The sequence below is a fragment of the Methylobacterium carpenticola genome (genome assembly GCF_042748905.1).
Classification (GTDB): Bacteria; Pseudomonadota; Alphaproteobacteria; order Rhizobiales; family Beijerinckiaceae; genus Methylobacterium; species Methylobacterium carpenticola.
Genome location: NZ_JBHZEO010000001.1, coordinates 3526021 through 3550000 on the forward strand (window position 1 = coordinate 3526021; position 23980 = coordinate 3550000).

Here is a 23980-nt window from a genome sequence, read left to right on the forward strand (position 1 = left end):
GTGCGAAACCAATCATCTCGGCGGAATCGCGCGATTCCGCCGAGAGCGGGGATGCGGCCTCAATCGGCCTTGCGGGTGTCGAGGAGCGTCCACTCGCTGCCCTTCACCTCGACGACGTAGATCGGCTTGATGGCGTCCCGATCCTCGCCGAAGGAGATGCTGCCTTCCAGGGCCTCGACGCCCTTGAGCGCGGCGAGGGCGTCCCGCACCGCCGTGCGCTCGCCCGCGAGCTTGGCGGGATCGCCGGCCACCTTGGCGTTCCGCGCCGCCTCGGCGATCAGATGGACGATGTCGTAGGCGGCCGCGTCCTGCTGGTTCGGCTCGCGGCGGGTGATGCCGGCCGTCGCGGCCCGCTCGCCGAACTCCTTGGTGAAGCGCTTCGTGCGGTCGTTGAGGTTGGCGAAGAAGGTCGTGCCGATGGTCAGCGACTGGCCGGCGCCCTCCATGCGGCGCGGCAGCTCCGGATCGGCGATGGTGGTGCCGCCGATGAGCCGGCCCTTCACGCCCTGGCGCTTCATCTCCTTGGCGAGGTTCACCGCCGCCTCGGGCGGGGCGCCGAGGCCGATGACGTCGGCCTGCATCTGGGCGAGCCGCGAGACCTGCGGCGAGAGGTCGAAGGCGTTGTACTGGAAGTCGACGCTGCCCTTCGACGGGATGGAGTACTTGGCGAGCAGGCCCGGCATCACCGCCGTGCCGATCGACTTCGAGACGACATCATCCGTGGCGTACGCGATGGCGCCGCTCGCGGTCGGGAGCTTCTTGTCCCTGAGGGCCGCCAGCACCTCGTCGATGACCTTGCCCTCGTCGCGGGTGTTGCGGAAGGCGTAGGAGAAGCCCTTGGTGAGGTTCGGCGCCGAGGAGGACATCGACATCTGCACGATGCCGAGCCGCTCGCCGGCCGGGAAGGCCACCCGCACCTCGCTGGAGCTGAACGGGCCGATCACCGCGAGCGCCTTGTCGTCCTCGGCGAACTGGCGCACCGCGAGCGCCGCCTGCTTCGGGTCGCCCCCGGTGTCGAACTTCACGACCCGCAGCGTGTTGCCGTTGATGCCGCCCTTGGCGTTGATCTCGGCCACCGCCATGTCGACCGCGATCTCGTTGGTGTTCGCGAGGCTCACGTAGGGGCCGGTCTTCGCCATCGAGAACCCGAGGACGATGTCCGCCGCCCAGGCCGTCTGCGCCATCAGCACGAGCGCCGCCGCCGTCAAACCCGTCGTCTTCATCACGTGAGATCCCCTTAGCTCGTCTTGGTTGGTTCAGTGCAGCGGCGCCGCTTCGGCCGCGCGGCCGAGATAGGCCTCGGCGAGGCGCGGATCGCTCGCCACGGCGGCGGGCGCCCCCGCCATGACGATGCGCCCGAGCTCCAATACGGCGGCGCGGTGGGCCGCCGCCAGCGCCTGCCCGGTATTCTGCTCCACGAGCAGGATGGTGAGCCCGTCGCGGTTGAGCTCGCGGATCAGCTCGAACAGGTGCCCGATGAAGAGGGGCGAGAGGCCGAGGGAGGGCTCGTCCAGCATCAGGAGCCGGGGCCGCGCCACCATCGCCCGCCCGATGGCGAGCATCTGCTGCTCGCCCCCCGAGAGGCAGGAGGCGGCCATGTGGCGGCGCCGGGCGAGGTTGGGGAAGCGCTCGTAGATCCCCGACAGATCCCGGCGCACGCCCTCCGGGTCCCGCCGCAGATGGGCGCCCACGAGGAGGTTCTCCTCGATGGTGAGCGAGACCAGGATGCGGCGTCCCTCCGGCACCAGCACGAGGCCGCGCGCCAGCCGCGCGGGCACCGGCGCCGCGGTGATGTCCGTGCCCGCGAAGGTCACGCGTCCGCGCCGGGGCCGCACCACCCCGGCCACCGCCCCGAGGAGGCTGGTCTTGCCCGCGCCGTTGGCGCCGAGCAGCGCGACGATCTCCCCCTCCCCCACCGAGAGCGAGAGATCCTGGAGCGCCGAGACGTGGCCGTAGGAGACCGAGAGGCCGGCGATGTCGAGAAGAGCACTCATCAGGCCGCCTGTCCGAGGTAAGCCGCGCGCACGCGCTCGTCGCGCTGCACCTCCGCCAACGTGCCCTCGGCGAGCTTCTGCCCGAAATCGAGGACGACGACCCGCTCGCAGACTGCGCCGACGAAATGCATGTCGTGCTCGACCACGAGGAGCGTGATGCCGCGGCGGCGCAGCAGGCCGAGATGGTCGCGCAGCGCGTTGGTCTCGGCCGGGTTGAGGCCGGCGGCGGGCTCGTCGAGCATCAGGAGCGAGGCCCCGGCGAGCGTCGCCCGCACGAGGTCGACCCGCTTGCGGATGCCGTAGGGCAGCGCGCCCACCGCCGCCTCCGCGTAGGCGCCGAGCCCCGCTTCGGCGAGGGCCTCGCGCGCCTCGCGCCGCCAGCGGTGGTTGGGGACGAGGCGGAACGGCACGAGGAGGTCGCGCAGGCCCCGCGTGGTGGCGTGCTGGCCGACGAGCAGGTTCTCGACCACCGAGAGATGGTCCATCAGCCGCACGTTCTGGAAGCTGCGGGCGATGCCGTGCCGGATGCGCTGGCGGGAGGGCAGCGCCGTGATGTCCCGGTCGCCCAGCCGGATGCGGCCGGCATCCGGCCGGTAGACGCCGCTGACGACGTTGAAGACCGTCGTCTTGCCGGCGCCGTTCGGGCCGATCAGGGCCGTCGCCTGCCCGGCCGGGACCGAGAAGCTGAGGTCCTGCAGCACCTGCAGGCCGCCGAAGGCGATCGAGAGGTGCTCGATGTGGAGGGGCGCGCTCACGGCTGCGATCCTTCGGGGCTGAGCGCTTCGGGGGCGTCGCGGCGGGCCTCGCCGCCCGGCCGCCGGCCGAGGAGACCGCGCAGGCCCGGCCAGCGCGCGCCCGCCGTGACGAGGCCCTGCGGCCGCAGCGCCATGAAGCCGATGATGAGGAGGGCGAAGAAGACGTAGCGCCAGCCCCCGCCGACCCGCAGCACCTCCGGCAGCAGGGTGAAGAAGGCCGCCCCGACGAGGGGGCCCCACACGGTCTGGACGCCGCCGAGGAGCACGTAGAGCACCGTGTAGATGCTGAGCGCCACGTTGAAGTGCTGCGCCTCCACGAAGCTGAAATGGTGGCCGTAGAGGCCGCCGCCGAGCCCGGCGATCAGGGCGCCGAGGGTGAGCGCGGCGACCTGGATCGCCCGCACGTTGACCCCCATCAGGTCCGTCACCACGGGGTCGCTCTTGATCGCCGTGAGGTAGAGGGCGAAGCGCGTGCGCGAGAGAAGGAGCACCGCGGCGACGATGGCGGCGGTCACGCCGAACACCGCCCCCGGCCCGGCATAATCCGTCACCGTGTAGCCCGCCGCCCCGCCGACCACCTCCAGGTTGAGGAAGATCGCGGCGATCACCTGCCCGAGGGCGAAGGTGGCCAGCGCGAGGTAGATGCCCTGGGTGCGCAGGATCGGCACCGCGACCAGGAGGGCGAGGAGGGCCGCGCCGAGCCCGCCCGCCGGAATCGCCGCCGCCATCGACCAGCCGGCCTCGTTGGTGAGGTAGGCCGCCGCGTAGGCGCCCACCGCCATGAAGCCCGCCACCCCGAGGTTGAGCTGGCCCGCCGCCAGCGGCAGGTAGACCGCGTAGGCCGCGATGACGTTGAAGCAGAGGATGACCAGGAGGCCGGATTGATAGCCGGTCATTACAGCTTCTCCCGGGCCGGAGGACGGCCGAACAGCCCCTGCGGGCGCAGCACCATCACGCAGAGGAGCAGCCCGTAGACGGTGACGTTGACGACGTCGGCCCCGAGGAAGCTCACGGAGAGCACCTCGGTGAGCCCGATCAGGAGCCCGCCGATCACCGCGCCCCAGATGCTGCCCATGCCGCCGAGGATCATGGCGGCGACGCCCTTGAAGCCGACGCCCTCGCCCATGAAGGGCGAGACCTGCAGGTAGTTGAGGGCGAAGAGCACGCCGCCCAGCGCCGTGAAGACCGCGCTGAGGAGGAAGATGCCCGGCACCAGCCGGCCGACATCGATGCCGAGGATGACGGCCGTCTCGCGGTTCTCCGCGATGCTGCGGATCTGCCGCCCGAGGCTGGTGCGGGACAGGACGAGCGAGATCGCGACCACGAGGGTCAGCGCCACGGCGAGGCTGACGAGCTGGGCTCCGCCGATGACGAGGCCCGCGACCCGCAGGTTGAAATCGGGGATCAGGGCCGGGAAGGATTGCTGGTCGGAGCCGACCGCGACCAGGGCGAGATTCTCGAGGAGCACCAGGAAGCCGAGGGAGCTGACGAGGGGCACCTCGGGCTCGCGCGGGCGGCTGCGCCGATAGGACAGCCGCTCCACCGCGAGGGCGACGATCCCGGCCGCCGCGAGGGCGCCCAGGATGGCGAGGCTCCAGTGCAGGCCCTTGCCGATGAGCACGAAGCTCACCATGCCGCCCACCATGAAGAGCCCGGGGATCGAGAAGTTGAGGAAGTTCAGGATCCCGATCGAGAGCGTGAACGAGACCGCCACCAGGACGTAGATCCCGCCCAGCATCAGGCCGTTGACGAGCTGCTGGGCGATCATGCGGGGCGGTCCTGGCGGAGAAGGCCCCCGCGGAGGAAGCCGCGCGACGCCGGCCGCACCGCGGCGGCAGGGAGGCAGGGAGCGGGGCGACGCGGGGGGAGCATCGGGCTCAGGCCGGATCGAAGTAGTGCAGCTCGAACAGGATGCAGCCGCCCTCGGACTTGAACGGCCCGTGGAAGGCGCCCGGCGGGCGGCACGCATAGGTGAAGGGCTTGAACGACTCGCCGCCGTTCCCCGCCTCGTCGTTGCCCACCGTGAGATCGCCGGACACGAGGAAGACCTCCTCCCAGTATTCGTGCACGAAGGGCGCCGTGGTGAACACGCCCGGCTCGAAGCGCAGGAGCCGGCTGCGGCTGCCGCGCTTGTTCGCCTCGTCGAGCGAGCCCGAGAGGATCTTCTGCTGGATGCCGGCGGGATAGCCCGGCGGCACCTCCCAGCCCGAGGTCATGTCGAGGGTGTGGAACTCGTCATGCGCCTTGTTGATGGCCATGATTGTCTCTCCGGGAGGTTAATTCACGCCGCGCGGGCGGATTGCGGCTCCTGCTCGAGGTCGTAGCTCCCGAGCATCGACGTCACGAGCTGGCCGGCCTTCGCCCAGTCGTAGGTCCGGAACGAGTGGCCCTTGGTCACGAAGGTCGCGCCCGCGTAGAACATCTCGTATTGCTGGTGGCGCGAGGCGAATTCCGAGCCGACCGCGTCCCAGGCGAGCTTGTAGAACTTGACGCGCTCGCGGGAATTGGCGGCGGGGGATTGCTGCGTCTTGTCGATCAGCGCAGCGAGTTCCGGGTTGGCGAAATCGGCCACCGAGGAAGGCAGCATGATCAGGCCGCCGCCCGCCAGCTCCCGCAGGGTGTTGAGGATCTTCGCGTAGAGCTGCTGGGTGAGGGTCTGGGCCGCGTAGAGGGTGTGGCGGTCGGGGACGAAGTAGCGGCCCCGCTGGCTGCCCTTGACCTCCATGGCGGCCACCAGCGCGTCGACGAGGCCGCCCTCGGCGGCGAGCTGGCCCAGCGTCTCGCGCACCTGCGGGAAGGCGAGGATGCCGTTCATCTCCGCGGTGCGGTGCGCGAGCCCGATCAGGAACCGCACCTTCACCGACAGGCGGATCATCGCCTGGTAGTTCTGATAGACGTGCGCCGGCGTCGCGTGGAACTGCTTCTGGCACATCTCGATGTTCTTGACGATGAACACCCGGTCCCACGGCACCTTGACGTCGTCGAAGTAGAGGACGGCGTCGTTCTCGTCGAAGCGGCTCGACAGCGGATTGTCGAAGACGTGGTCGGCGCTGGCCTCGTAGGACTTGCGCGAGAGGATCTTGAGCCCGGGCGCGTCCATCGGGATGGCGAAGGACAGGGCGTAGGGCTCGTCGCCGGGCTGGAGCGGCTGGATGCAGGTGACGAAGACCTCGTTGGCCATGATGCCGCCGGTGGCGAGCATCTTGGCGCCCCGCACCGTGATCCCGGCGCCGTCCTGATCGACGATGCCGGTGGTGAGGAAGGCGTCCTTCTGCTGGGCGGCGCTCTTCGAGCGGTCGGCCTGCGGGTTGATGATCACGTAGGTGAGGTAGAGGTCGTTGTCGCGGGCGTAGCGGTAGTAGTCGGCGAGCGCGCGGGCGCGCTCCGCGTCGTAGCCCTCGAAGACGTCGAGCCCCATCACCATGCCGGCGATGCAGGAGGCGACGTGGTCCGGCGCGCGGCCGAGGAAGCCGGCATGCAGCTCCGTCCAGGCTTCGAGGCCGCGGCGGCGGGCGACGAGGTCGTCGTAACTCTCCGGCAATTGCCAGATGCGGTTGGCCCGCCCGCCCTCGGGCGTGGCGAAGGTCATCAGCTCGGCATGGGCGGGGTCGCTCGCGAAGTCGAACAGCCGCCCGACCGAGCCGATGGTCCGCGCGAAGGCGGGATGGCGGGTGGCGTCCTCGACCCGCTGCCCGTCGATGAAGAGGGCGCGCCGGTCCCTCAGGGAGGCGATGTGCTGACTGCCGGTCTTCATGGCGTTTCTCCGAGGGATGTCCGTATCAGTAGTGGATGGGCAGCGGCCATTCAGGCGCCCGCTCGTCGCCCGAACTCACGCCGTGGTAGCGGCCGCGGAAGAAGACGAGGGGCTGCTCCTGCCCGTCGGCCGTGAAGCGCACGACCCGGCCGAGGAAGATGACGTGGTCGCCGCCGTCGTGCTGGGCGTAGGGCGCGCATTCGAAATGCGCGATCGCCCCCTTGAGCAGCGGCGCCTCGGCATGGCCCGCGGTGTGTTCGACCGCGTTCCACTTGTCGCCGAGGGAGCGGGCGAACTGGTTGGAGAGCGCTTCCTGCGAGCGGCTGAGGATGTTGACCGCGAACCCGTCCGCCGCCTGCATGGCGGGGAGGCTCCGCGCCCGGCGGTCGACGCTGAACAGGATCAGCGGCGGATCGAGGGAGACCGAGTTGAACGAACTCATGGTGAGCCCGATCGCCTCGCCGTCCGGTCCGCGCGCCGTGATGACGGCGACGCCGGTGACGAAATGCGACAGGGCAGTTCGGAATGCGCGCTGATCGAAGGTCATCGCCCGTCCCCGCGAGATAGCTTTGATACAAAGCTATTATGACGGGTCTGGCAAGCCTATACTTTCAGCGAGGGCTGCCCACCGGTTGAGCGATCCGCCTGGAGCGCTCTGCGCCGAACCGGTCTTCCCTTCGGCGGGACGCGCTCGATCCTGATGCAGCGCGCCTCCTCGCGCCGAACCGGCCTCCACGTCGGCGGGGCGCGCCCTACGCGGAGGTCGGGGCGGTCTCGGGCGTCTCGTCCAGGGTGTCGAGCAGCGCCGTGGCGCGGTCGCCGCAGGGGACCAGCCGGGCCATGAGGCCGGAGAGGATCCGGAACTCCTCGGCGCTCAGGCAGTCGAACAGCGCGTCGTTGACGCGGGCGAGGACCGGGCGCAGCCCGACGAGGCTCTGGCTCCCCTCCGCGGTGAGGCTCAGGAGGACGCGCCGGCGGTCGCGCTCGTGGCGCCGCTTGGCGACGAGGCCGTCCGCGACGAGCTTGTTCACCTCGATGGTGACGAAGGCGCCCGAGAGGTGGAGATGCTCCGCGAGCCGGGTCACGCCGACGCCCTCCTCGCCCTGCAGATGCGCGATGGAGATGAGGGTGGTGTAGGCGATGCCGGAGAGGCCGATCCGCGCCCCGAACCCGGCCCGGCACTGCGCCACGCGGGAGCTGAAGGCGAGGAAGTTCTGAATGAAGGCGCGGAACTCGGTATCGTCGTTGCCCGGCATGAGGGCTGGCTTGGACACGGTGTAGGCTGACACGACCAACCCTCGGCGCAGATGGATGCGGGGCCCGCGTCGCACGGGCTGCCGGGGGCAGCGTCTGGGCCGGGCCCCCGTCCGGTTCGAGGGCGCTGCATAAGGCCGATCGCCCGGAGGGCCAAACCGAAGCGGATGCCGCAGGGCAATCCTGTGTTTATCGTTAACCGGGCCTTAAAGGCTTCGGCCGCTCGTTCATGCGGGGCGCGGCCGATTCCGGCCGGCGCCGGACCGGGCTGCCGATCTGGCGGAGCGATGGATGCTGGACTCCGTGCGGATTCCGCTGAAGGTTTGGAACGCCGCGCAGCTCGCCGGCGTCGCCGCCGCCGTGACCGCGGGCGCGTGGCTGACCTTCGCGCTGTCCGCCACGCCGGATGTCGCCGCCGAGACCCGGCGCGTCGAGCGCGCCCTGTCGCAGGCCTACGCGGAGGCGGTGGCGCAGGATCTCGGTCAGATCGAGGCCGATGCCCGCACGCTGGGCCTCCTGGTGCAGGCCGCCGGCGCGGGCGCGGCCACCGAGGGGCCCGCGCTGATGCGGGCCTTCCTGCGGCTGAAGCCCGCCTACCGGGAGGCCACCCTCGCCGCGCCGGACGGCACCGTGACCATCGCGAGCGATCCGCGGCGCTACACGGCGAGCCTGAGCCAACCGATCGGGCTGCTGCGCAGCCGCCGCGTGCAGGTCGCCGTGGTCACCGGGTCCGGCGACCGGGACGGAGGCGGGCCGTTCGACCTCGTGGTCTCCCTCGGCGTCCCGGGCCAGTCGGATTCCCTGGCGCTCGGCATCGGCCCGGCCTTCTTCACCGCCATCGCGGAGCGCGTGCGCGGATCCCGCCCCGGCGCAGCCGAGGGCGCGACCTTCTCGGTCCGGAGCGCGGACGGGCGGCTCCTCAGCGGGCTCTCTCCCCGGGAGGGCGAGGGCGCCCACCGGGAGGGCGAGGGCACCCACCGGGAGGGCGAGGGAACGGCGAGTCCGACCCTGGCCTCCCCCTCCCTTGCCAATCCGGGCTGGACCATCACGGCGCGGCTCGCGCCCGGCGCCCTCACGCCGCCGCCGCGGCCGCACGCCCCCGCCCTGGTGCTCGGCCTCGTCGTCGTGCTCGGGGCCGGCGGCCTCGGCTACGCCCTGGCCCACCGCACCGCCCGGCTGCTGGCGCAGCTCGCGGCCCCCCTTCCCCCGACCGACATCCCTGTCGTCTCGCGCATCCGGGAATGCGACGACCTCGCGCAGGCCCTGTATGCCCGGGCGCGCAGCGCCGCCTGCCTGCTCGCCGGCACGGAGGCCGGGCTCGACCGGATCCAGGGCCGCCTGACCTCCTTCGAGGCGATGTCGGGCTGGCGCTGCTGGGAGGTCGATCCGGCCACCCGGCGGGTGGTGTGGGCCGATCAGGCCGGACTGCCCGTCCGCGGGGCGGATCTCGCCGCCGACATGGCCGCCCTGCGGGAGCGGATCGAACCCGCCGACCGCCCCCATCTCGACGGCGCCCTCGCCGCGGCGGCGCGGGCCGACGGACTGCACGAGGTCGTGCTGCGCGTCCGTGCCGTCCCGCCGGAGCCGGCGCACCGCCTGCTGGTGCGCGTCCTGCGCCGCCCCGCGGGCGCGGGCGGGGGCTGGCGGCTCCACGTGCTGAGCCGGGCGCTGCTGCGGCGGGATGCGGATGGCGGGCAGCAGCCGGGGGGCGACCGGCGGCGCAACCACGTCCTGCGCCGGGTCACCAACGGCATCGTCCACGACTTCAACGACATCCTGACGGTGATCCTGGCGAGCCTCGGTACCCTCAAGCGCCGCCACCCCCTCGGGGAGGATCAGGCCCGCCTCGTCGACACGGCACTCGCGGGCGCCCTGCGGGGCCGCGCCCTCACCCGCAGCATGCTCGGCTTCGTGCGCAACGCGGACGACATCGCCGTCGAGTGCGACCTCGCCACCGTGATGGCGTCCTTCGTGCCCTTCCTGCAGGCGAACGTGCTCGACAACATGCCGGTGATCGACCGCGTGCCCGCGCAGCTGCCGAAGCTCACCTGCAGCGAGCGGGTCGTCGAGATCGCGCTCCTGAACATCGCCCTGCATTTCCGCGATCTCGGCCTGCGGGGCCTCGCGATCGCGGCGAATGCCCGGGATTCCGAGGGCGACGCGTCCCTCGACCTCGTGCCGGGCTCCTACCTGCGCCTGCTGATCGCGAGCGGCCGGCCCGTCCCGGGCGCGGTGCTCCGCACCGGCCGCGAGCCCACCACCCTGGCGATGGTCGCGCCTCTCGTGAGCCAGCTCCGCGGCGGCTGGCGCATCCACGACGACGGCAGCGGCGCCGCGTCCTTCCTGGCGGAGCTCTGGCTGCCCGCACGCCCGCGCAGGGCCGCCGTGGCGGCGGCGCCCGGCACCGGCAGCGGGCCCTTGCGCGTCCTTCTCGTGGAGAGCGACAGCCTCGTGCGGGCGAGCGTCGCCGAGGCGCTCCTCGAACTCGGCCACGGCGTGATCCAGGCGGCCTCCGCCGACCACGCGCTGCGCATCCTCGACGAGGAGGCGGCGATCGACGTGATGATCGTCGACCAGTCGCTGCCGGTGATGAGCGGCCTGCAGCTCGCCGCCACCGTGGTCCGGCAGCATCCGCGGATCCGGATCGTGCTCGCGAGCCCGCAGGGCCAGCTCCCCGCCGCCGCGCGCGCGTTCCTGCATCTCGAGAAGCCGTTCCGCCCCGAGGACCTCGCCGAGATCCTCGACCGCGCCGACATCCGGGCGGCGGCCTGAAGCCATCGCGCGTGGCGCGGCAGAGGGTTGTTAACCCTCGTGGGCGATAAACCGGTGCAATCCTGTGTTGCGTTCGCGGAGGCCGTCGCCTTGCTGATGATCGGCGAAGATCGGGGCGTGCATCGCCCGAAGGCCCCGCGGACGAGCGTCGCCGCCACCCTCCTGATGCTGGCGGCCCCGGCCGCCGCGGCCGATCTCCCGGCCGGGGGCACGCCCGACTGGTACACGGGCGCGCAGCAGCAGCAGATCGACGACAGCTGGGCGGTCGCCGTCGACGGCTCGGTCAGCGTGACCTCGAACAGCTCCGCCTTCGGCTCGGTCACCGTCACGGCGGCGCCGGTCGGCCCCGGCACGCAGAGCGGCCCGCGCGTGCGCGTCGAGGCCCTCGCCGGCACCTACTCGTATCCGCGCCAGGGCGTGGGCGCGACGCGCGTGACCGGCTACCAGGAGGAGGGGGCGGTCCTCGGCGGCTACGAATGGGTGTGGCAGGACGCGGCGCTCGCCGGCTTCATCGGCTTCAACGTCCGCAACAACGACCTCTCCGCCCCCGATCCCAGCAACCCGGTGGTCGGGACCGGGGTTGGCCTGAAGGTGGCGGCGAACTTCTACGCGACGCCCACCGACCGCACCATGGTCTCGGCCTACGGCTCGTACTCCACCAAGTTCAATGCGTATTACTCGCGCTTCCGCGTCGGCTACATGGTGGCGGACGGCGCCTATATCGGGCCGGAGGCGCTGTTCCTCGGCGACGACTTCTTCCGCCAGTACCGCATCGGCGCCCACCTGACGGGGATCGCGTTCGGGCCGGTGCGCGTATCGCTCGGCGCCGGCTACGTGAACGACCGCGTCCAGAAATCGGGCTACTACACCAGCGTGGAGGCGCGGGCGACGTTCTGATCCTCCCGGATCGACGCGCCCGGCGGATCATCGCGGCTCCCCACGATGCCGCCTTCCCCCAATCCGACCGCCATGGTCATGCGGTCCGAAGCATAGACTCCGAGAGTGACGCTGCACCTTTGACCGCATCGATACTCTCCGGGTATTTGCGACATTGAATTATCTGTAATAATACATTTACCTTTACTGAATTCAACTCGCGGCAGCCCTTACCGCAGCGCTTCAGCCGAATCAGTCGTATTTCGATTGAGAAACTCTCAAAAATTGCCACAGTTCAGCGTTTATGCGGAAACTGAGTCGGTCCCGCTCTTAAGGCGACGCTGTCATGCGGCCGAGCGTCCGCGACGAGGGAGTGGTGCGTGGGAGTCGCGGTGCGATGGCTCGCCTGGATGGTGACGACGGCGGCGGGTCTGCTTCTTCTGAGCCAGCCGGTCGGTACGCTGAACCAGCTCGCCATGAGCCTCGCCGCCATGGCGACGATGATCGGCCTGTGGCTGTTCCTCGACGGGCCGCGGACGCGCTTCGTCTTCCTGGCGATGGGGAGCCTCGTCGTCCTGCGCTACATGCTGTGGCGCGTCACGAGCACGCTGCCCTCGCCGGGTGATCCGGTCAGCTTCGGCTTCGGGCTGGTGCTGCTCGCGGGCGAACTCTACTGCGTCTTCATCCTCTTCCTCAGCCTGGTCATCAACGCCGAGCCGCTGCGGCGCCGGACGCCGCCGGAGCCCGCGCAGGATCTGCCGCGGGTCGACGTCTTCGTTCCGACCTACAACGAGGACGCGGCGATCCTCGCCATGACGCTGGCGGCGGCCCGGCAGATGGACTACCCGGCCGACAGGCTCACCGTCTGGCTCCTCGACGACGGCGGCACCGACCGGAAATGCAACGATGCGGATGCCGACAAGGCAGCCTCCGCGCGGGCGCGGCGCGCGAGCCTCCAGCGCCTCTGCGCCGATCTCGGCGCCCGCTACCTCACCCGGGCGGGCAACGAGCACGCCAAGGCCGGCAACCTGAACAACGGGCTCGCCCACGCCCGCGGCGACCTCGTGGCGGTGTTCGACGCCGACCACGCGCCGTTCCGCTCCTTCCTGCGCGAGACCGTGGGCCACTTCCTGAGCGACCCGCGCCTGTTCCTGGTCCAGACGCCCCACGCCTTCCTCAACCCGGACCCGATCGAGCGGAACCTGCGCACCTTCGACCGCATGCCCTCCGAGAACGAGATGTTCTACGCGGTGACGCAGTGCGGCCTCGACAAGTGGAACAGCTCCTTCTTCTGCGGCTCGGCCGCGCTCTTGCGCCGACGCGCCCTCGACGAGGCCGGCGGCTTCGCGGGCGTCACCATCACGGAGGATTGCGAGACCGCGCTCGGGCTGCATGCCCGGGGCTGGACCAGCGCCTACGTGGACAAGCCGCTCATCGCCGGCCTGCAGCCCGAGACCCTCGCCGACCTGATCGGCCAGCGCTCGCGCTGGTGCCAGGGCATGTTCCAGATCCTGCTCCTCAAGAACCCCCTGATGCAGCGGGGGCTCAAGCCGATCCAGCGCATCGGCTACCTGTCGAGCATCAGCTTCTGGTTCTTCCCGCTGCCGCGGCTCATCTTCATATTCGCGCCGCTGCTGCACATCTTCTTCGACCTGAAGATCTTCGTCGCCAGCGTGGATGAATCGATCGCCTACACGGCGACCTACATCGTCATCAACCTGATGATGCAGAACTACGTCTATGGGAAGTTCCGCTGGCCGCTGATCTCGGAACTCTACGAGTACGTGCAGGGCGTGTTCCTGTGCAAGGCGATCGCGTCGGTGCTGGTGTCGCCCCGCAAGCCGACCTTCAACGTCACGCGCAAGGGGGTGAGCCTCGAACACGACCACCTCTCGCCGCTGGCGCTGCCCTTCTTCGCGATCTACGCCCTGCTGCTGGTGGGCTGCGGGGTGGCGGCTTGGCGCTACCTCTACGAGCCCGGCGTCACCAACCTGATGCTGGTGGTCGGCCTGTGGAACTTCTTCAACCTCCTCACCGCCGGGGCCGCCCTCGGCGTGTGCGCGGAGCGCCGGCAGACGGAGACGGCGCCCTCGCTGCCCATCGCCCGCCGCGGCGTCCTCACCCTCGACGGCCGCGCCTTCGACGTCGCCATCGAGCGCGTCTCGGCGGAGGGCTGCCGCCTGCGCTGCCCCGCCGCGCTGCTGCCGCCGGGAGCCGGGCACCGGCCGATCGCCGCGGACCTCACCGTGCTCCCGATGACGGGGGCGCCCTCCGGCGGCGCGCTGCCGGTCGTGCTGGAGCGCGTGGCGCGCGGCAGCGACGATGCCGTGTGCAGCCTGAGCTTCCGCAGCCTGCGCAACGCGCAATACCCGGTGCTCGCCGGCCTGATGTACGGCGACAGCGACGCGATGCAGCGCTTCCAGTTCCGGCGCCGCCACCACAAGGATCTCGTGTCGGGTCTCCTGCAATTCGCGTGGTGGGGGCTGGTCGAGCCCCTGCGGGCCGTGCGCTACCTGTTCCTGCCGGAGCCGCCGGCCGCCGAGGTGCCGGCCCCGATCGCCGTGGCCGAGGCCCCGGCGAGCAGCGCGCTGCCGATCGCGCCGCCGGCCGCCGAGCCCGTCATCGCGCGGATCCGCAGCGAGCCGGCGCAGCCGGCCGCGGAGTCGGCCGCCGATTCGGAGACGGCGAGCGACTGGGTGCGGCTGATGGCCGAGTTCGAGAACGAGCGTCTGCTCTCCCCGCAGACCAGCCGGCGCACGGTGTGAGCGGGATGGCGCGACGCAGCCTCACCCGCCGCTCCCTGGGCGCGGCCCTCCTCGCAGGCGGCCTCGCGGGCACCCCGGCGCAGGCCCAGAGCTTCCTCGGGACCGGCCCGGCCGAACGGCTGACCGTGCCGCCGAGCGGAGATCCGCTGCGCGCCGGCCCGCCCTCCGAACGCCCCACGGCGGAGCGCCCGCCCCCGGCCGAGCGCCCGGCCGCTCCCTCCGATGCGGGCCGGCGCCCGGCGGTGCCGGCCACCATCGCGGCGGCGCGCCGCTTCCCGGCGGGAACGCAGGGCTTCCGCCTCGCGGGCGAGGAGGACGTCCTGCAATTCCCGGTCTACTTGACCGAGGCGCAGCTGCGGGGCCCGAGCCGGCTGCGGGTGTCCTATCTCTCCGCGATCTCGGTGGCTCCCGAAGCCTCCAGCCTGACGGCGAGCGTCAACGGCACCAAGGTCGGCTGGACCCGCATCCAGGCTCCCGGCGCCGTCAAGGTGGTGGAGTTCGCCCTGCCGGACGGCCTCCTGAGGCCCGGCTACAACGCGGTGAGCTTCACGGCGAGCCAGCGCCACCGGGTCGACTGCTCCCTCGGGGCGACCTACGAGCTCTGGACCCAGATCGACCCGTCCCGCTCCGGCCTCGTCGTCCCGCCCGCGAGCGATCTCGATCTGCGCTCCCTGGCGGCCATCGAGCCCGACGACAGCGGCGCCCTGCCGATCGGCCTGCCGCTCACCGAGAAGCCGGGCCCGGAGCGCGTGGAGCGGATGATCGGCGCCGTGCAGGCGGTGGCGCTGGTCGGCCGGCTCGCCCGGCCGGCGGTGAGCTTCGGCCCGCCGCTCACGGGCCGCACCGGGATCAACCTCGTGGTCGGGACCGCGGCCGAAATCCGCGGCACCGAGGGGCTGGACAGCCTCGGCCCGATCACCGGGCCGAAGCTCGCCCTCCTCCCCACCCGCGAGGGGCGGGCCCCGACCCTCGTCGTGACGGGCCCGACCGGCGCCGATGTCCGGCAGGCGATCGCGCAGCTCGCCGGCAGCGGGGATGCCGGCGGCGCTTCCGCGGCGACCGGGACGCCCGCCGGGACGCGCCTCGCCGCCCTGACGCGCGGCTATCCGATCCGCGGCGGCGAGACCCTCGGCCTCGACGCGCTCGGCATCGCGTCCCGGGAGTTCAGCGGGCGGCTGATGCGCATCACCCTCGAGCTGCGCTTCCCGGCCGATTTCGTGCCGGCCGATTACGGCAAGGTCATGCTGCACCTCGCGGGCGGCTACGCGGCCGGCCTGGAGCCGGATGCGCAGATCGTCGTCGACATCAACGGCAAGAACGCGGCGAGCCTGCCGCTGCCGGCGAGCCGCGGCGAGCTGTTCAGCGACAGCGCCATCCCCCTGCCGCTGAGCCTGTGGCGGCCGGGTCTGAACCGGGTGGAGATCACCGCCCAGCTGCCGGTCGCGGCCGACCGGACCTGCGACACCCTTGCCCCGGGCACCAAGCACTCGCGCTTCCTGTTCCTCGACCGGACGAACCTCGTGGTGCCGCCGCTCGCGCGCGCCGTGCGCTCGCCCGACCTCGCGGCGATCAAGGCCGGGGCGGTCCCGTTCACGGCGCCGGGGCCGCGCCCGCGCCTCGTCCTGCCGACGCCGGACCGCGACACGGTGGAGGCGGCGGCGATGCTGGCAGGCCGCCTCGCCATCGCGGCCGGACGGGTGATCGACTTCGAGGCGAGCCCGGAGGAGCGGGCGGCGGGCGGGGGCGCGAGCCTCGTGGTGGCGCCCGCCCGGGCGCTCAATCCGCTGACCCTGACGGCGGCCGGCCTCGATCCCGACCAGATCCGGCGGATCTGGGAGGGCCGCGCCGAGACCGTGGCCACGCCGGGCCAGTTCGGCGCCGCGGGCGTCCTCACCCTCGACCGGCTGCGCCGCAACGTGCCGATGCGCTGCGCCCTGCCGCCGATGACCGTGCCGCTGCGCGTCGCCGCCCCCGCGACGCCGCCCCCCTCCCCTCCCCCGCGCAGCGCGCCGCCGCCCTCCGAGGGCGACCTGCTCGCGCGCTGGGGCGCCTCCCTGCAGACCCCGAACCCGCTGCTCGCCGCCCTCGCGGGCGCCTGGGAGCGGACGACCGGCGCCGCCGCCACCCTGTGGGGCATGGCGGCCGAGCGGGTGCGCGGCCCCGCCGCGGCGACGGGGGCCGTCGAGGTCGGGCCGCAGGCCACGCTCGTCGTCGCCGAGACGCCGGGCGCCACGGGCCTGTCCGATTCCTCGCTGCTCGTCACCGCGCCGAACCCCTCGATCCTGAAGGCCTCGGTGTCCTGCCTCGTCGATCCGGTGGTGTGGACGCGGCTCAGCGGGCGCGCAGCCTTTCTCGACGCCGCGGATGGCGGGCTCACCCTCGTGGCGCCCGAGCGCACCGGCCTGATCCGGACGCAGCCCTGGTCGCTCGCCAACCTGCGCCTCGTCTCGGCGGCGTGGCTCTCCCTCAACCCCACGGTCTACGTGGGCATGACGCTCCTGATGGCTCTCTGCCTCGGGCTCACCACGACGAGCCTCGTGCGGCATCTCGGCAGGCGCAACCGATGAAGCGCACCCTTCTCGCCCTCGCGGCCCTTGCGCTGGCATCCCCCCTCCTGCAGGCCTTCGGGGCCGAGCAGCCCGAGGCCCCGACCGTGCCGCCCGCCACCGCGCTCCCCGCCTCGCCCCGCCCGGATTCCCGTCCGGCGCCGGCGGCGCCCGCCCCCACGCTCGTCGGCAGCCTCACGGACCAGGCGGCCTGGCGCATCTACCGGACGCAGTTCGTGACCGAGCAGGGCCGCGTCATCGATTCCGCCAACGACCGGATCAGCCACAGCGAGGGCCAGGGCTACGGGATGCTGCTCGCGGTGGCGGCGGGCGACCGGGCGACCTTCGAGCGGATCTGGGGCTGGACCCGCGCCAACCTGATGGTGCGCTCGGACGAGCTGATGGCGTGGCGCTGGGCGCCCGACAAGCGCCCCGCCGTGGCCGACATGAACAACGCCACCGACGGCGACATCCTGGTGGCCTGGGCCCTGACCGAGGCCGCCGAGGCCTGGGGCGAGCCCTCCTACCGCACGGCGGCCCGCCGCATCGCCGTCGAGGTCGGCCGGAAGACGATCCTGTTCAAGGATCCGCACGGGCCGGTGATCCTGCCCGCCGTCTCCGGCTTCTCGGCGCAGGATCGCAGCGACGGCCCGCTGATCAACCTGTCCTACTGGGTCTTCCCCGCCTTCCAGCGCCTGCCGATCGTCGCGCCCGAATACGACTGGGCCGGGGTGATCCGCAGCGGCCTCGCGATGGTGCGCCAAGCCCGATTCGGGCCGGCGAGCCTGCCGACCGAGTGGATCTCCGCCAAGGGGGAGGCCCTGCGGCCGGCCGACGGCTTCCCGACCCTGTTCTCCTACAACGCCATCCGCATCCCGCTCTACCTCGCGTGGTCGGGGGTGGCGCGTCCCGAGGATTACGCCCCCTTCGTCCGGCTCTGGGGCGGATCCGAACGGGAGCGGCTGCCGATCGTCGACACGAGCGACGGCAAGGCGGTGGAATGGCTGCCCGAACCGGGCTACGGCGCCCTCCCCGCCCTGGCGGCCTGCGCGGCCGACAGGACCCCGTGGCCGGGCAGCATGGCGGCGCTCCAGCCCAACCAGAACTACTACCCGACGACGCTGCACCTGCTCAGCCTGATCGCCCTCCGCCTGCGCTATCCGTCATGCCTCACGCGCTGAGCCGCGCCCTCCCCTGGGCCCTCCCCCTCGTCCTCGGTGTCGCCGCCCCGCTCGCCGCGCAGCCGGCCCCCGCCGCGCCGCCCGAGGCGGTCCCGCGGGTGGTCTACGGCGACGGCGTGCGCGCCCCGGCGATCATCGTCGATCCCGACACCTCGGGCGGCTCCGGCATGGTCGACGAGAGCGCGCTGCGCTACTACGCCTCGCAGAAGCAGACCGAGCGCATGAAGGCCGAGATCGCGCGGCTGAAGCGGCTCTATCCCGGCTGGACCGAACCGCCCGACCTCGACAGCCTGCAACCGAGCCCGCCCGAGGAGGCGCCGCTCTGGGACCTGTTCACCGCGGGGCGGTTCGAGGATCTGCGGGCGGCGATCGCCGCCCGCCGCTCGATCGAGCCGGCTTGGCAGCCCTCGGAGGAACTCGCGCGCAAGTTGCGTCAAGCGGAGTTCCGCAATCGCGCCAAGACGGAGGCCGGCAAGCGCCCGGAGGAGATCGTCGCCCTCTACCGGGCGGAGCCCTCCGCCCTCGATCCCGGCGATGTCGAGAGCGTCTGGATCGTGGCGGATGCCCTGGCGTCGGCCGGCGCGGGCGAGGATGCGTTCCTGCTCTACAAGGCGGTGCTCGACGGCAGCAACGACGCGGGCGCGCGCCTCGCGACGATCCAGAAGGCGATGGCCCATCTGCGGATGGATCTCGCCGAGCGTCTGATCGCCCTCGGCCGCGTCGATGCGGCGGGAAACTCGGAGTTCAACCCGATCCGCCTCGACATCACGCGGGCGCGGATCGCCGCCTTCCTGCACGACGATCCGGCCCAGACGCCAAGCGTGCCGGATCTCGCGGCCTTCCAGGCCTATGCCCGCAAGTCGAACGATCCGAGCCAGACCGGCCTCCTCGGCTGGTACGCCTACAAGCGCAAGCAGTTCCGGGAGGCGCTCGAATGGTTCAAGCTGGCGATCGCCCGCGGCGGCGACGCCATGGTGGCCCACGGGCTCGCCCACACCTTGCGCGAACTCGACATGCTGCGCGAGGCGGAGGAGGTCGCCTATGCGTGGCGCGACCGCTTCGTCGGCAACGAGATCCTGTTCATCGACATCCTCGAGCGGAAGCTCACCCAGGCCAATCCGCCTTACATCGAGCCGGCCCGGATCGAACGCTACGCCAAGGTCGTGGTCGAATCCGGCTCCGGCGAGGGAGCCCAGGGGCTGGCGTGGTACGCCTACAATTCCTGCCAGTTCGACACGGCGCTCGAATGGTTCCGGCGGGCCACGGCGTGGCTCCCGGGCGAGAGCACCGTGTTCGGCTACGCCCTGACGCTGCAACGGCTGAAGCGCCAGCGTCCCTTCCTCGAAGTGGTGAACCGCTACGACGGCCTGTTCCCGAAGGTCGTCGACCTCGTCTTCCGCGAGGATCCGGACGGGCCTCCGCTCCCCTGCCTCGGACCGGCGGCGCAAGCCGCTCCCCGGCCGGCGCCGCCGCCTGCTCAGCGGGCAGAGGCGGCCACGCCCTACGGGCGCGTGCCACGGCCGGACGCGGCGCTCGGGCGCAAGGCCGAGGACAGGCCGGCGGCCGTCCAGCGCAACGAATTCCCGCTCGCGGTTCCATCGGAGAACGCCCTGCGCTACCCGCCCCTCTCCCTGCAGCGCGCCCTGGCCGAGCCGGTGCCGGCCGGCCTCTATGCCAAGGATCCGGTGAGCCCCATGCCCCTGGTGGCCCGGCGCGTTCCCGGCGCCGGCACGATGCCCTACGAGCGCTACGGCTACGCGCTGCTGCCGGGCTATAACGGGCTCGACAAGCCGGCCTCCTTGAGCCCGGTCGCGGCCGGGACCCTGTGGCAGGAGCAGCAGGCGGAGCAGGCCCGCACCTCCTCCGGGACCCGGCTCGACCGCTTCTCGGTGCCGCCGCAGCCCTCGGCCAGCGGCGAGGCCAGCGACCGAACGGGCGCACCGCCGCGGGGCTATCCGTGAGGCACATCCGCGTCGCCGCCGCCGCAGGCCTCATCGGCCTGCCGGCGCTCGCCGCCCAGGCCCAGCCGGCTCCGGCGCTGCACCTCCCCGGGGCCGGCCGGATCACCGGCGTCGAGGAGATCCGGGTGCGGGACGGGTTCGACCAGCACATCCGGTTCGAGGGCGGCGACGGCCGCAACCGGGCCGAGATCGGCCTGCGCACAGAGACCGGCGACCTGCTGCTGGCTTTCCCGCCGCGCCTCGCCAAGCCGAACGAACTCGGCATCGCGGGCGAATTGGCCGCGCGCTTCCCCGGCCAGATCATGCGCGTGGTCACCACGCCGCATCGCAACGTCTACGGTCCGATCGGGCTCGCGCTCGGCGCCGACTGCCTCTACGCGTGGCAATGGTTCGAGCGCGGGCCGGCCGGCGGCACCCGGCAGCAGGGCCTGTTCGGCGTGGCCTCCGCCGCCCGGCAGGCCCTCTCGCTGCGCATCCGCCTCTGCCGCACGGCCCGGGCGAGCCTCGGCGACCTGCTGCGCGCGGTCGAGTCCATGCGGATCGCCCTGCCCCGTGCGCCCGGTGCCACCGAGGTGCCCGCCCGGAGCGCGCCCGCCCGCCGGATCGCCAAGCCACGGCCGCGCCCGGCGCCGCCTGCGGCCGCCCCCGCACCGCCCCGCGTCACGCCCGCCCCGGTCCGGCCGGCGCCTGCGGAACCCGCCGAGCCGCCGCAACAGCGCCCGGCACCGTCCCCGCCGCCGGCGCCGCCGGCCAACCCGCCGGTTCCGGCACCCGGGGATTCCTCCGGCGGCGGCCGCCGCTACATCGCACCCGCCGCGCCTGCGACACCCGCGCCGTCCCCCGAAGCCACCACGCCGGGCGGATCGCAGCGCTACATCACCGACGGCCTGACCCCGCAGCCGGCCCCGGGCCGCGCTCCCGGCGAGAGCCTCTCGCCGGACCTGCCCTCGGAAGCCTACCGGCCGCCGGCAACCCGGACGCCGCCACCCTAGAGCGGCGCCCGATCACGTTGCAATCAGGCGCCGCTCTAGATCTTTGATTTTACCGCATTTTCTGCGACGAACCGGGATCCACTTCGTCGGAAAATGCTCTAGGCATCACCGGGTGGAATGGGGATGGCTCGGCCACGGAAAGCGCCGGGCTCCGTGACCCGGCGCCCGATCCGGCAGCACGGTCCACGGCAGCGACCTATGGCCGTGCCGAACGGGCCGATCGCCTCCGCGCTCATCCAGCGTCGACCCCCTTTCGCGGACGTCAGCGGGCGGAGATCCGGGACCCGGACGATGACGTCGCGCAGCGACCGCCTTGTGCGGCGTCGCCGGAAGACGGGGCCGCTTCGCGGCCCATGCCAAGAGATCCCGGATCTCCGTCCGCTGACGCTCCCGTCGTCGGAGAAGGCGGAGAAGCCTGTGATGGGCGGCCTGCTCGCCATGGCTGTCCATCACTGTCATGGACCGTCCAGGCAGCCGAGGCGCCGAGAACCGACGTCGGACGAGGCTGCGGAGGCCGCACCGCTCTTGGAGGTTGAAACGGCCGCCAAGGCCAGCCCTCGACACACGCCTCGCTGGCGCTCCCGGACAACCTCGCGCCAGCGAAGCACGAGCCTCGCTCAGGGGCGACCGGTCGCCAGGCCGGATTGTCAGCTGACAATCCCAGGAACGGACCACGTGTCAGCTGACAAGCCGTGCTCCGCGCCCCGTGGTGGCCTGTGGCCTCCGAGCCGCAACGGCACCGTTTGTCGCCCCGGTGCTCCCCCATGCTTGACTCACCCCGTCACGGCGAAGCTCTATGCCGTTCACGGCAGATGCGCCGATTTGCCAAGGAGAGCGTGAATGCCATCCGCCACCGCCGAAGTTGCGGATCCCGTGAATATCGGGCCCGATCCTGCCATGGACGAGGTGATCGCGGGCGATGCCAAGGCCCTGAGCACGCAGCTCCAGGCCCTGCGCGCCAAGCTGTTTCCGCCCGAGGCCCGCAAGGAGCTGCGTCGTTTCTCCAGCGGGGAGGCGGCGCGCCTGATCGGCGTCACCGACAGCTATCTGCGCCACCTCGCGCTGGGCGGCGATGGCCCGGAGCCTGAGAAGACGGCTGCGGGGCGTCGCGCCTACAGCCTGGAGCAGATCCACGAGATCCGCCGCATCCTCGCCAAGGCCAAGCCGGGCTACCTGCCGACACGCCAGCCCGGCGAGCCGATGCAGGTGATCGCCGTGACCAACTTCAAGGGCGGCTCGGGAAAGACCACCACCGCCGCCCACCTGGCCCAGTACTTCGCCCTGCGCGGTTACCGGGTGCTCGCCGTCGATCTCGACCCGCAGGCCTCGCTCTCGGCCCTGTTCGGCTACCAGCCCGAATTCGACGTCGCCGACAACGAGACGCTCTACGGGGCGATCCGCTACGACGACGCGCGGCGCCCCCTCACCGAGATCATCCGGCCGACCTACTTTTCCGGTCTCGACCTCGTGCCCGGCAACCTCGAACTCCACGAGTTCGAGCACGACACGCCGCGCATGCTCGCCGACAAGCAGGAGGGCGGCGACGCGCTGTTCTTCGCCCGGGTGGCGGCGGCGCTCGCCACCGTGGAGGCGGATTACGACCTCGTGGTGATCGATTGCCCACCCCAGCTCGGCTTTCTCACCCTGAGCGCCCTGTGCGCGGCCACCTCGGTGCTGATCACCATCCATCCGCAGATGCTCGATCTCGCGAGCATGAACCAGTTCCTCTCGATGACCGCGGACCTCCTCGCCGTCGTGCGGGAGGCGGGCGGCAATCTCTCCTACGACTGGCTGCGCTACGTGGTGACGCGCTACGAGCCGAATGACGGGCCCCAGACCCAGATCGTCGCCTTCCTGCGCAGCCTGTTCGCCGAGCGCGTGCTGACGAGCGTGATGGTGAAGTCCACGGCCGTGTCGGATGCGGGCTTGTCGAAGCAGACCCTCTACGAGGCGGGCCGCGAGACCATGAATCGCAACACCTACGATCGGGCGATCGAGTCGCTCGACGCCGTGAACCGGGAGATCGAAGGCTTGGTCCGGCGGGCCTGGGGGAGGGCGGCGGCATGAAGGGACGGGACGCCCTGCGCGAGATCCTGACGAGCGGACTCAGCCCCGAACCGGCCGCCGCGGAGACGGCGCCCAAGCGCGCCACCGCCGGCGCCATCAAGGCGATGAATCTCGGCCTGCAACGCCTCTCGAAGGATGCCGAGGAGGCCAGGCAGCTGCGCGCGGAACTCGATCAGGCGGAGAGGGTGGTCGAGCTCGCGGCCTCGCTGATCGATGCCTCCATCGTCGCCGACCGGATCGCGGACGCGACCGATCCGGACTTCGCGCAGCTGCGGGCGAGCGTGGCGGAGCACGGGCAGCAGGTGCCGATCCTGGTGCGGCCGCATCCCGACGCGCCGGGGCGCTACCAAGCGGCCTACGGGCATCGGCGCCTGCGGGCCGCGGCCGAGCTCGGCCGGCCGGTGCGGGCGATCGTGCGCGCCCTGTCCGACCGCGACCTCGTCATCGCCCAGGGCAAGGAGAACAACGAGCGTCGGGACCTCAGCTTCATCGAACGGGCCCTGTTCGCCGCGCGTCTCGACGAGCGCGGCTTCGACCGCCCGACGATCCAGGCGGCGCTGGGCGTCGACGCACCCGAGCTGTCCCGGCTGCTCTCGGTGACGAACGCCGTCTCCGCCGAACTGATCCGAGCGATCGGCCCGGCGCCGAAGATCGGAAGGCCGCGCTGGCTCGCCCTGGTCGATCTGCTGGGGGAGGCGGGCGCCGGCCAGAAGGTCCAGGACGTCCTCGGTTCCGGGGCTTTCCGGAATGCCGCGAGCGATCAGCGCTTCGGCCTCGTCCTGACGAGCCTGCAGGCGAAGGGGAAGGCCACGCCGAGCGAGACACTTCGGCTTCGTGACGGGAGGATGGTGGCGCGGATCGAACGGACCGGACGCTCGCTCCGCCTGACCAGCGATGTGCCGGCCTTCCGCGCCTATCTGGAGGCACGCCTGCCGGAGCTCGTCCGTGAGTTCGAGGCCGCGCAGCCGGAGGCCGGAGCGGCCGGCAACGCACCGTCCGGTCGGCGCTGACCGCGCTGCATCGGGACTCCGCCGGATTTGTCAGCTGACAAGTCCGGCACGGG

At 72.0% G+C, this 23980-nt stretch carries 18 protein-coding genes; 9 read left to right on the forward strand and 9 right to left on the reverse strand.

Features of this window, described 5'->3' with window-relative positions:
- Nucleotides 1-59: 59 nt before the first annotated feature.
- The 9 genes from ACE101_RS16620 to ACE101_RS16660 all read right to left on the reverse strand — a co-directional run bounded on the left by ACE101_RS16620 (nt 60) and on the right by ACE101_RS16660 (nt 7792).
- Nucleotides 60-1223: an ABC transporter substrate-binding protein gene (locus ACE101_RS16620; protein ID WP_379131541.1), complete on the reverse strand. Its 1164-nt coding sequence runs from the start codon at nt 1221-1223 to the stop codon at nt 60-62.
- 33 nt (nt 1224-1256) lie between these two features.
- Entirely contained in the window at nt 1257-1994 is a 738-nt protein-coding gene (locus ACE101_RS16625; RefSeq protein WP_379131544.1) for an ABC transporter ATP-binding protein, read from the reverse strand.
- Entirely contained in the window at nt 1994-2749 is a 756-nt protein-coding gene (locus ACE101_RS16630; RefSeq protein WP_379131546.1) for an ABC transporter ATP-binding protein, read from the reverse strand. Before ACE101_RS16630 ends, ACE101_RS16625 begins: the two co-directional genes overlap by 1 nt.
- Entirely contained in the window at nt 2746-3645 is a 900-nt protein-coding gene (locus tag ACE101_RS16635) for a branched-chain amino acid ABC transporter permease (RefSeq protein ID WP_379131549.1), read from the reverse strand. Before ACE101_RS16635 ends, ACE101_RS16630 begins: the two co-directional genes overlap by 4 nt.
- Nucleotides 3645-4517, reverse strand: coding sequence for a branched-chain amino acid ABC transporter permease (locus ACE101_RS16640; RefSeq protein WP_379131551.1), 873 nt, complete (start codon nt 4515-4517; stop codon nt 3645-3647). Before ACE101_RS16640 ends, ACE101_RS16635 begins: the two co-directional genes overlap by 1 nt.
- 109 nt (nt 4518-4626) lie before the next feature.
- Nucleotides 4627-5007, reverse strand: a complete 381-nt coding sequence (locus ACE101_RS16645) for a cupin domain-containing protein (RefSeq protein ID WP_379131554.1) — start codon at nt 5005-5007, stop codon at nt 4627-4629.
- Between the two features lie 23 nt (nt 5008-5030).
- Entirely contained in the window at nt 5031-6503 is a 1473-nt protein-coding gene (locus ACE101_RS16650; RefSeq protein ID WP_379131556.1) for a 4-hydroxyphenylacetate 3-hydroxylase family protein, read from the reverse strand.
- Nucleotides 6504-6528: 25 nt separating this feature from the next.
- Nucleotides 6529-7050 (reverse strand): flavin reductase family protein, encoded by a 522-nt coding sequence (locus tag ACE101_RS16655; RefSeq protein ID WP_379131558.1) that lies wholly within the window; start codon nt 7048-7050, stop codon nt 6529-6531.
- Between the two features lie 205 nt (nt 7051-7255).
- Nucleotides 7256-7792: a MarR family winged helix-turn-helix transcriptional regulator gene (locus ACE101_RS16660; RefSeq protein WP_379131560.1), complete on the reverse strand. Its 537-nt coding sequence runs from the start codon at nt 7790-7792 to the stop codon at nt 7256-7258.
- Between the two features lie 256 nt (nt 7793-8048).
- Here ACE101_RS16660 and ACE101_RS16665 point away from each other — a divergent pair, with 256 nt between their 5' ends.
- The 9 genes from ACE101_RS16665 (at nt 8049) to repB (ending at nt 23927) form a co-directional block, all read left to right on the forward strand.
- Nucleotides 8049-10529, forward strand: coding sequence for a response regulator (locus tag ACE101_RS16665; RefSeq protein WP_379131563.1), 2481 nt, complete (start codon nt 8049-8051; stop codon nt 10527-10529).
- Between the two features lie 165 nt (nt 10530-10694).
- Nucleotides 10695-11426, forward strand: coding sequence for a cellulose biosynthesis protein BcsS (bcsS, locus tag ACE101_RS16670; RefSeq protein ID WP_379138732.1), 732 nt, complete (start codon nt 10695-10697; stop codon nt 11424-11426).
- Nucleotides 11427-11815: 389 nt separating this feature from the next.
- On the forward strand, nt 11816-14170 hold the full coding sequence (gene bcsA, locus ACE101_RS16675; protein ID WP_379138734.1) for a UDP-forming cellulose synthase catalytic subunit: 2355 nt from the start codon (nt 11816-11818) through the stop codon (nt 14168-14170).
- A gap of 5 nt (nt 14171-14175) precedes the next feature.
- Nucleotides 14176-16737 carry a cellulose biosynthesis cyclic di-GMP-binding regulatory protein BcsB gene (locus ACE101_RS16680; RefSeq protein WP_379131565.1) on the forward strand — a complete coding sequence of 854 codons (2562 nt, stop codon included), beginning with the start codon at nt 14176-14178 and terminating at the stop codon, nt 16735-16737.
- On the forward strand, nt 16734-17897 hold the full coding sequence (locus tag ACE101_RS16685) for a family 8 glycosyl hydrolase (protein WP_379131568.1): 1164 nt from the start codon (nt 16734-16736) through the stop codon (nt 17895-17897). Before ACE101_RS16680 ends, ACE101_RS16685 begins: the two co-directional genes overlap by 4 nt.
- A complete protein-coding gene (locus tag ACE101_RS16690; RefSeq protein ID WP_379131570.1) occupies nt 17882-19858 on the forward strand; it encodes a hypothetical protein in 1977 nt (658 codons plus the stop codon). Before ACE101_RS16685 ends, ACE101_RS16690 begins: the two co-directional genes overlap by 16 nt.
- Entirely contained in the window at nt 19855-20850 is a 996-nt protein-coding gene (bcsN, locus tag ACE101_RS16695; RefSeq protein WP_379131572.1) for a cellulose biosynthesis protein BcsN, read from the forward strand. The genes ACE101_RS16690 and bcsN overlap by 4 nt, the downstream gene beginning before the upstream one ends.
- Nucleotides 20851-21690: 840 nt before the next feature.
- Nucleotides 21691-22917, forward strand: a complete 1227-nt coding sequence (gene repA, locus ACE101_RS16700) for a plasmid partitioning protein RepA (protein WP_379131574.1) — start codon at nt 21691-21693, stop codon at nt 22915-22917.
- Complete coding sequence (gene repB / locus ACE101_RS16705; RefSeq protein ID WP_379131577.1) at nt 22914-23927, forward strand: plasmid partitioning protein RepB; 1014 nt, start codon at nt 22914-22916, stop codon at nt 23925-23927. The genes repA and repB overlap by 4 nt, the downstream gene beginning before the upstream one ends.
- Nucleotides 23928-23980 lie beyond the last annotated feature (53 nt).

Excerpts from the sequence above, each read along its gene's own strand:
- ACE101_RS16620 (WP_379131541.1), bottom strand. The coding sequence starts at position 1,223 with ATGAAGACGACGGGTTTGACGGCGGCGGCGCTCGTGCTGATGGCGCAG.
- ACE101_RS16625 (WP_379131544.1), bottom strand. The coding sequence starts at position 1,994 with ATGAGTGCTCTTCTCGACATCGCCGGCCTCTCGGTCTCCTACGGCCAC.
- ACE101_RS16635 (WP_379131549.1), bottom strand. The coding sequence starts at position 3,645 with ATGACCGGCTATCAATCCGGCCTCCTGGTCATCCTCTGCTTCAACGTC.
- ACE101_RS16640 (WP_379131551.1), bottom strand. The coding sequence starts at position 4,517 with ATGATCGCCCAGCAGCTCGTCAACGGCCTGATGCTGGGCGGGATCTAC.
- ACE101_RS16645 (WP_379131554.1), bottom strand. The coding sequence starts at position 5,007 with ATGGCCATCAACAAGGCGCATGACGAGTTCCACACCCTCGACATGACC.
- ACE101_RS16650 (WP_379131556.1), bottom strand. The coding sequence starts at position 6,503 with ATGAAGACCGGCAGTCAGCACATCGCCTCCCTGAGGGACCGGCGCGCC.
- ACE101_RS16655 (WP_379131558.1), bottom strand. The coding sequence starts at position 7,050 with ATGACCTTCGATCAGCGCGCATTCCGAACTGCCCTGTCGCATTTCGTC.
- ACE101_RS16665 (WP_379131563.1), top strand. The coding sequence starts at position 8,049 with ATGCTGGACTCCGTGCGGATTCCGCTGAAGGTTTGGAACGCCGCGCAG.
- bcsS (WP_379138732.1), top strand. The coding sequence starts at position 10,695 with ATGCTGGCGGCCCCGGCCGCCGCGGCCGATCTCCCGGCCGGGGGCACG.
- bcsA (WP_379138734.1), top strand. The coding sequence starts at position 11,816 with ATGGTGACGACGGCGGCGGGTCTGCTTCTTCTGAGCCAGCCGGTCGGT.
- ACE101_RS16680 (WP_379131565.1), top strand. The coding sequence starts at position 14,176 with ATGGCGCGACGCAGCCTCACCCGCCGCTCCCTGGGCGCGGCCCTCCTC.
- ACE101_RS16685 (WP_379131568.1), top strand. The coding sequence starts at position 16,734 with ATGAAGCGCACCCTTCTCGCCCTCGCGGCCCTTGCGCTGGCATCCCCC.
- ACE101_RS16690 (WP_379131570.1), top strand. The coding sequence starts at position 17,882 with ATGCCTCACGCGCTGAGCCGCGCCCTCCCCTGGGCCCTCCCCCTCGTC.
- repA (WP_379131574.1), top strand. The coding sequence starts at position 21,691 with ATGCCATCCGCCACCGCCGAAGTTGCGGATCCCGTGAATATCGGGCCC.
- repB (WP_379131577.1), top strand. The coding sequence starts at position 22,914 with ATGAAGGGACGGGACGCCCTGCGCGAGATCCTGACGAGCGGACTCAGC.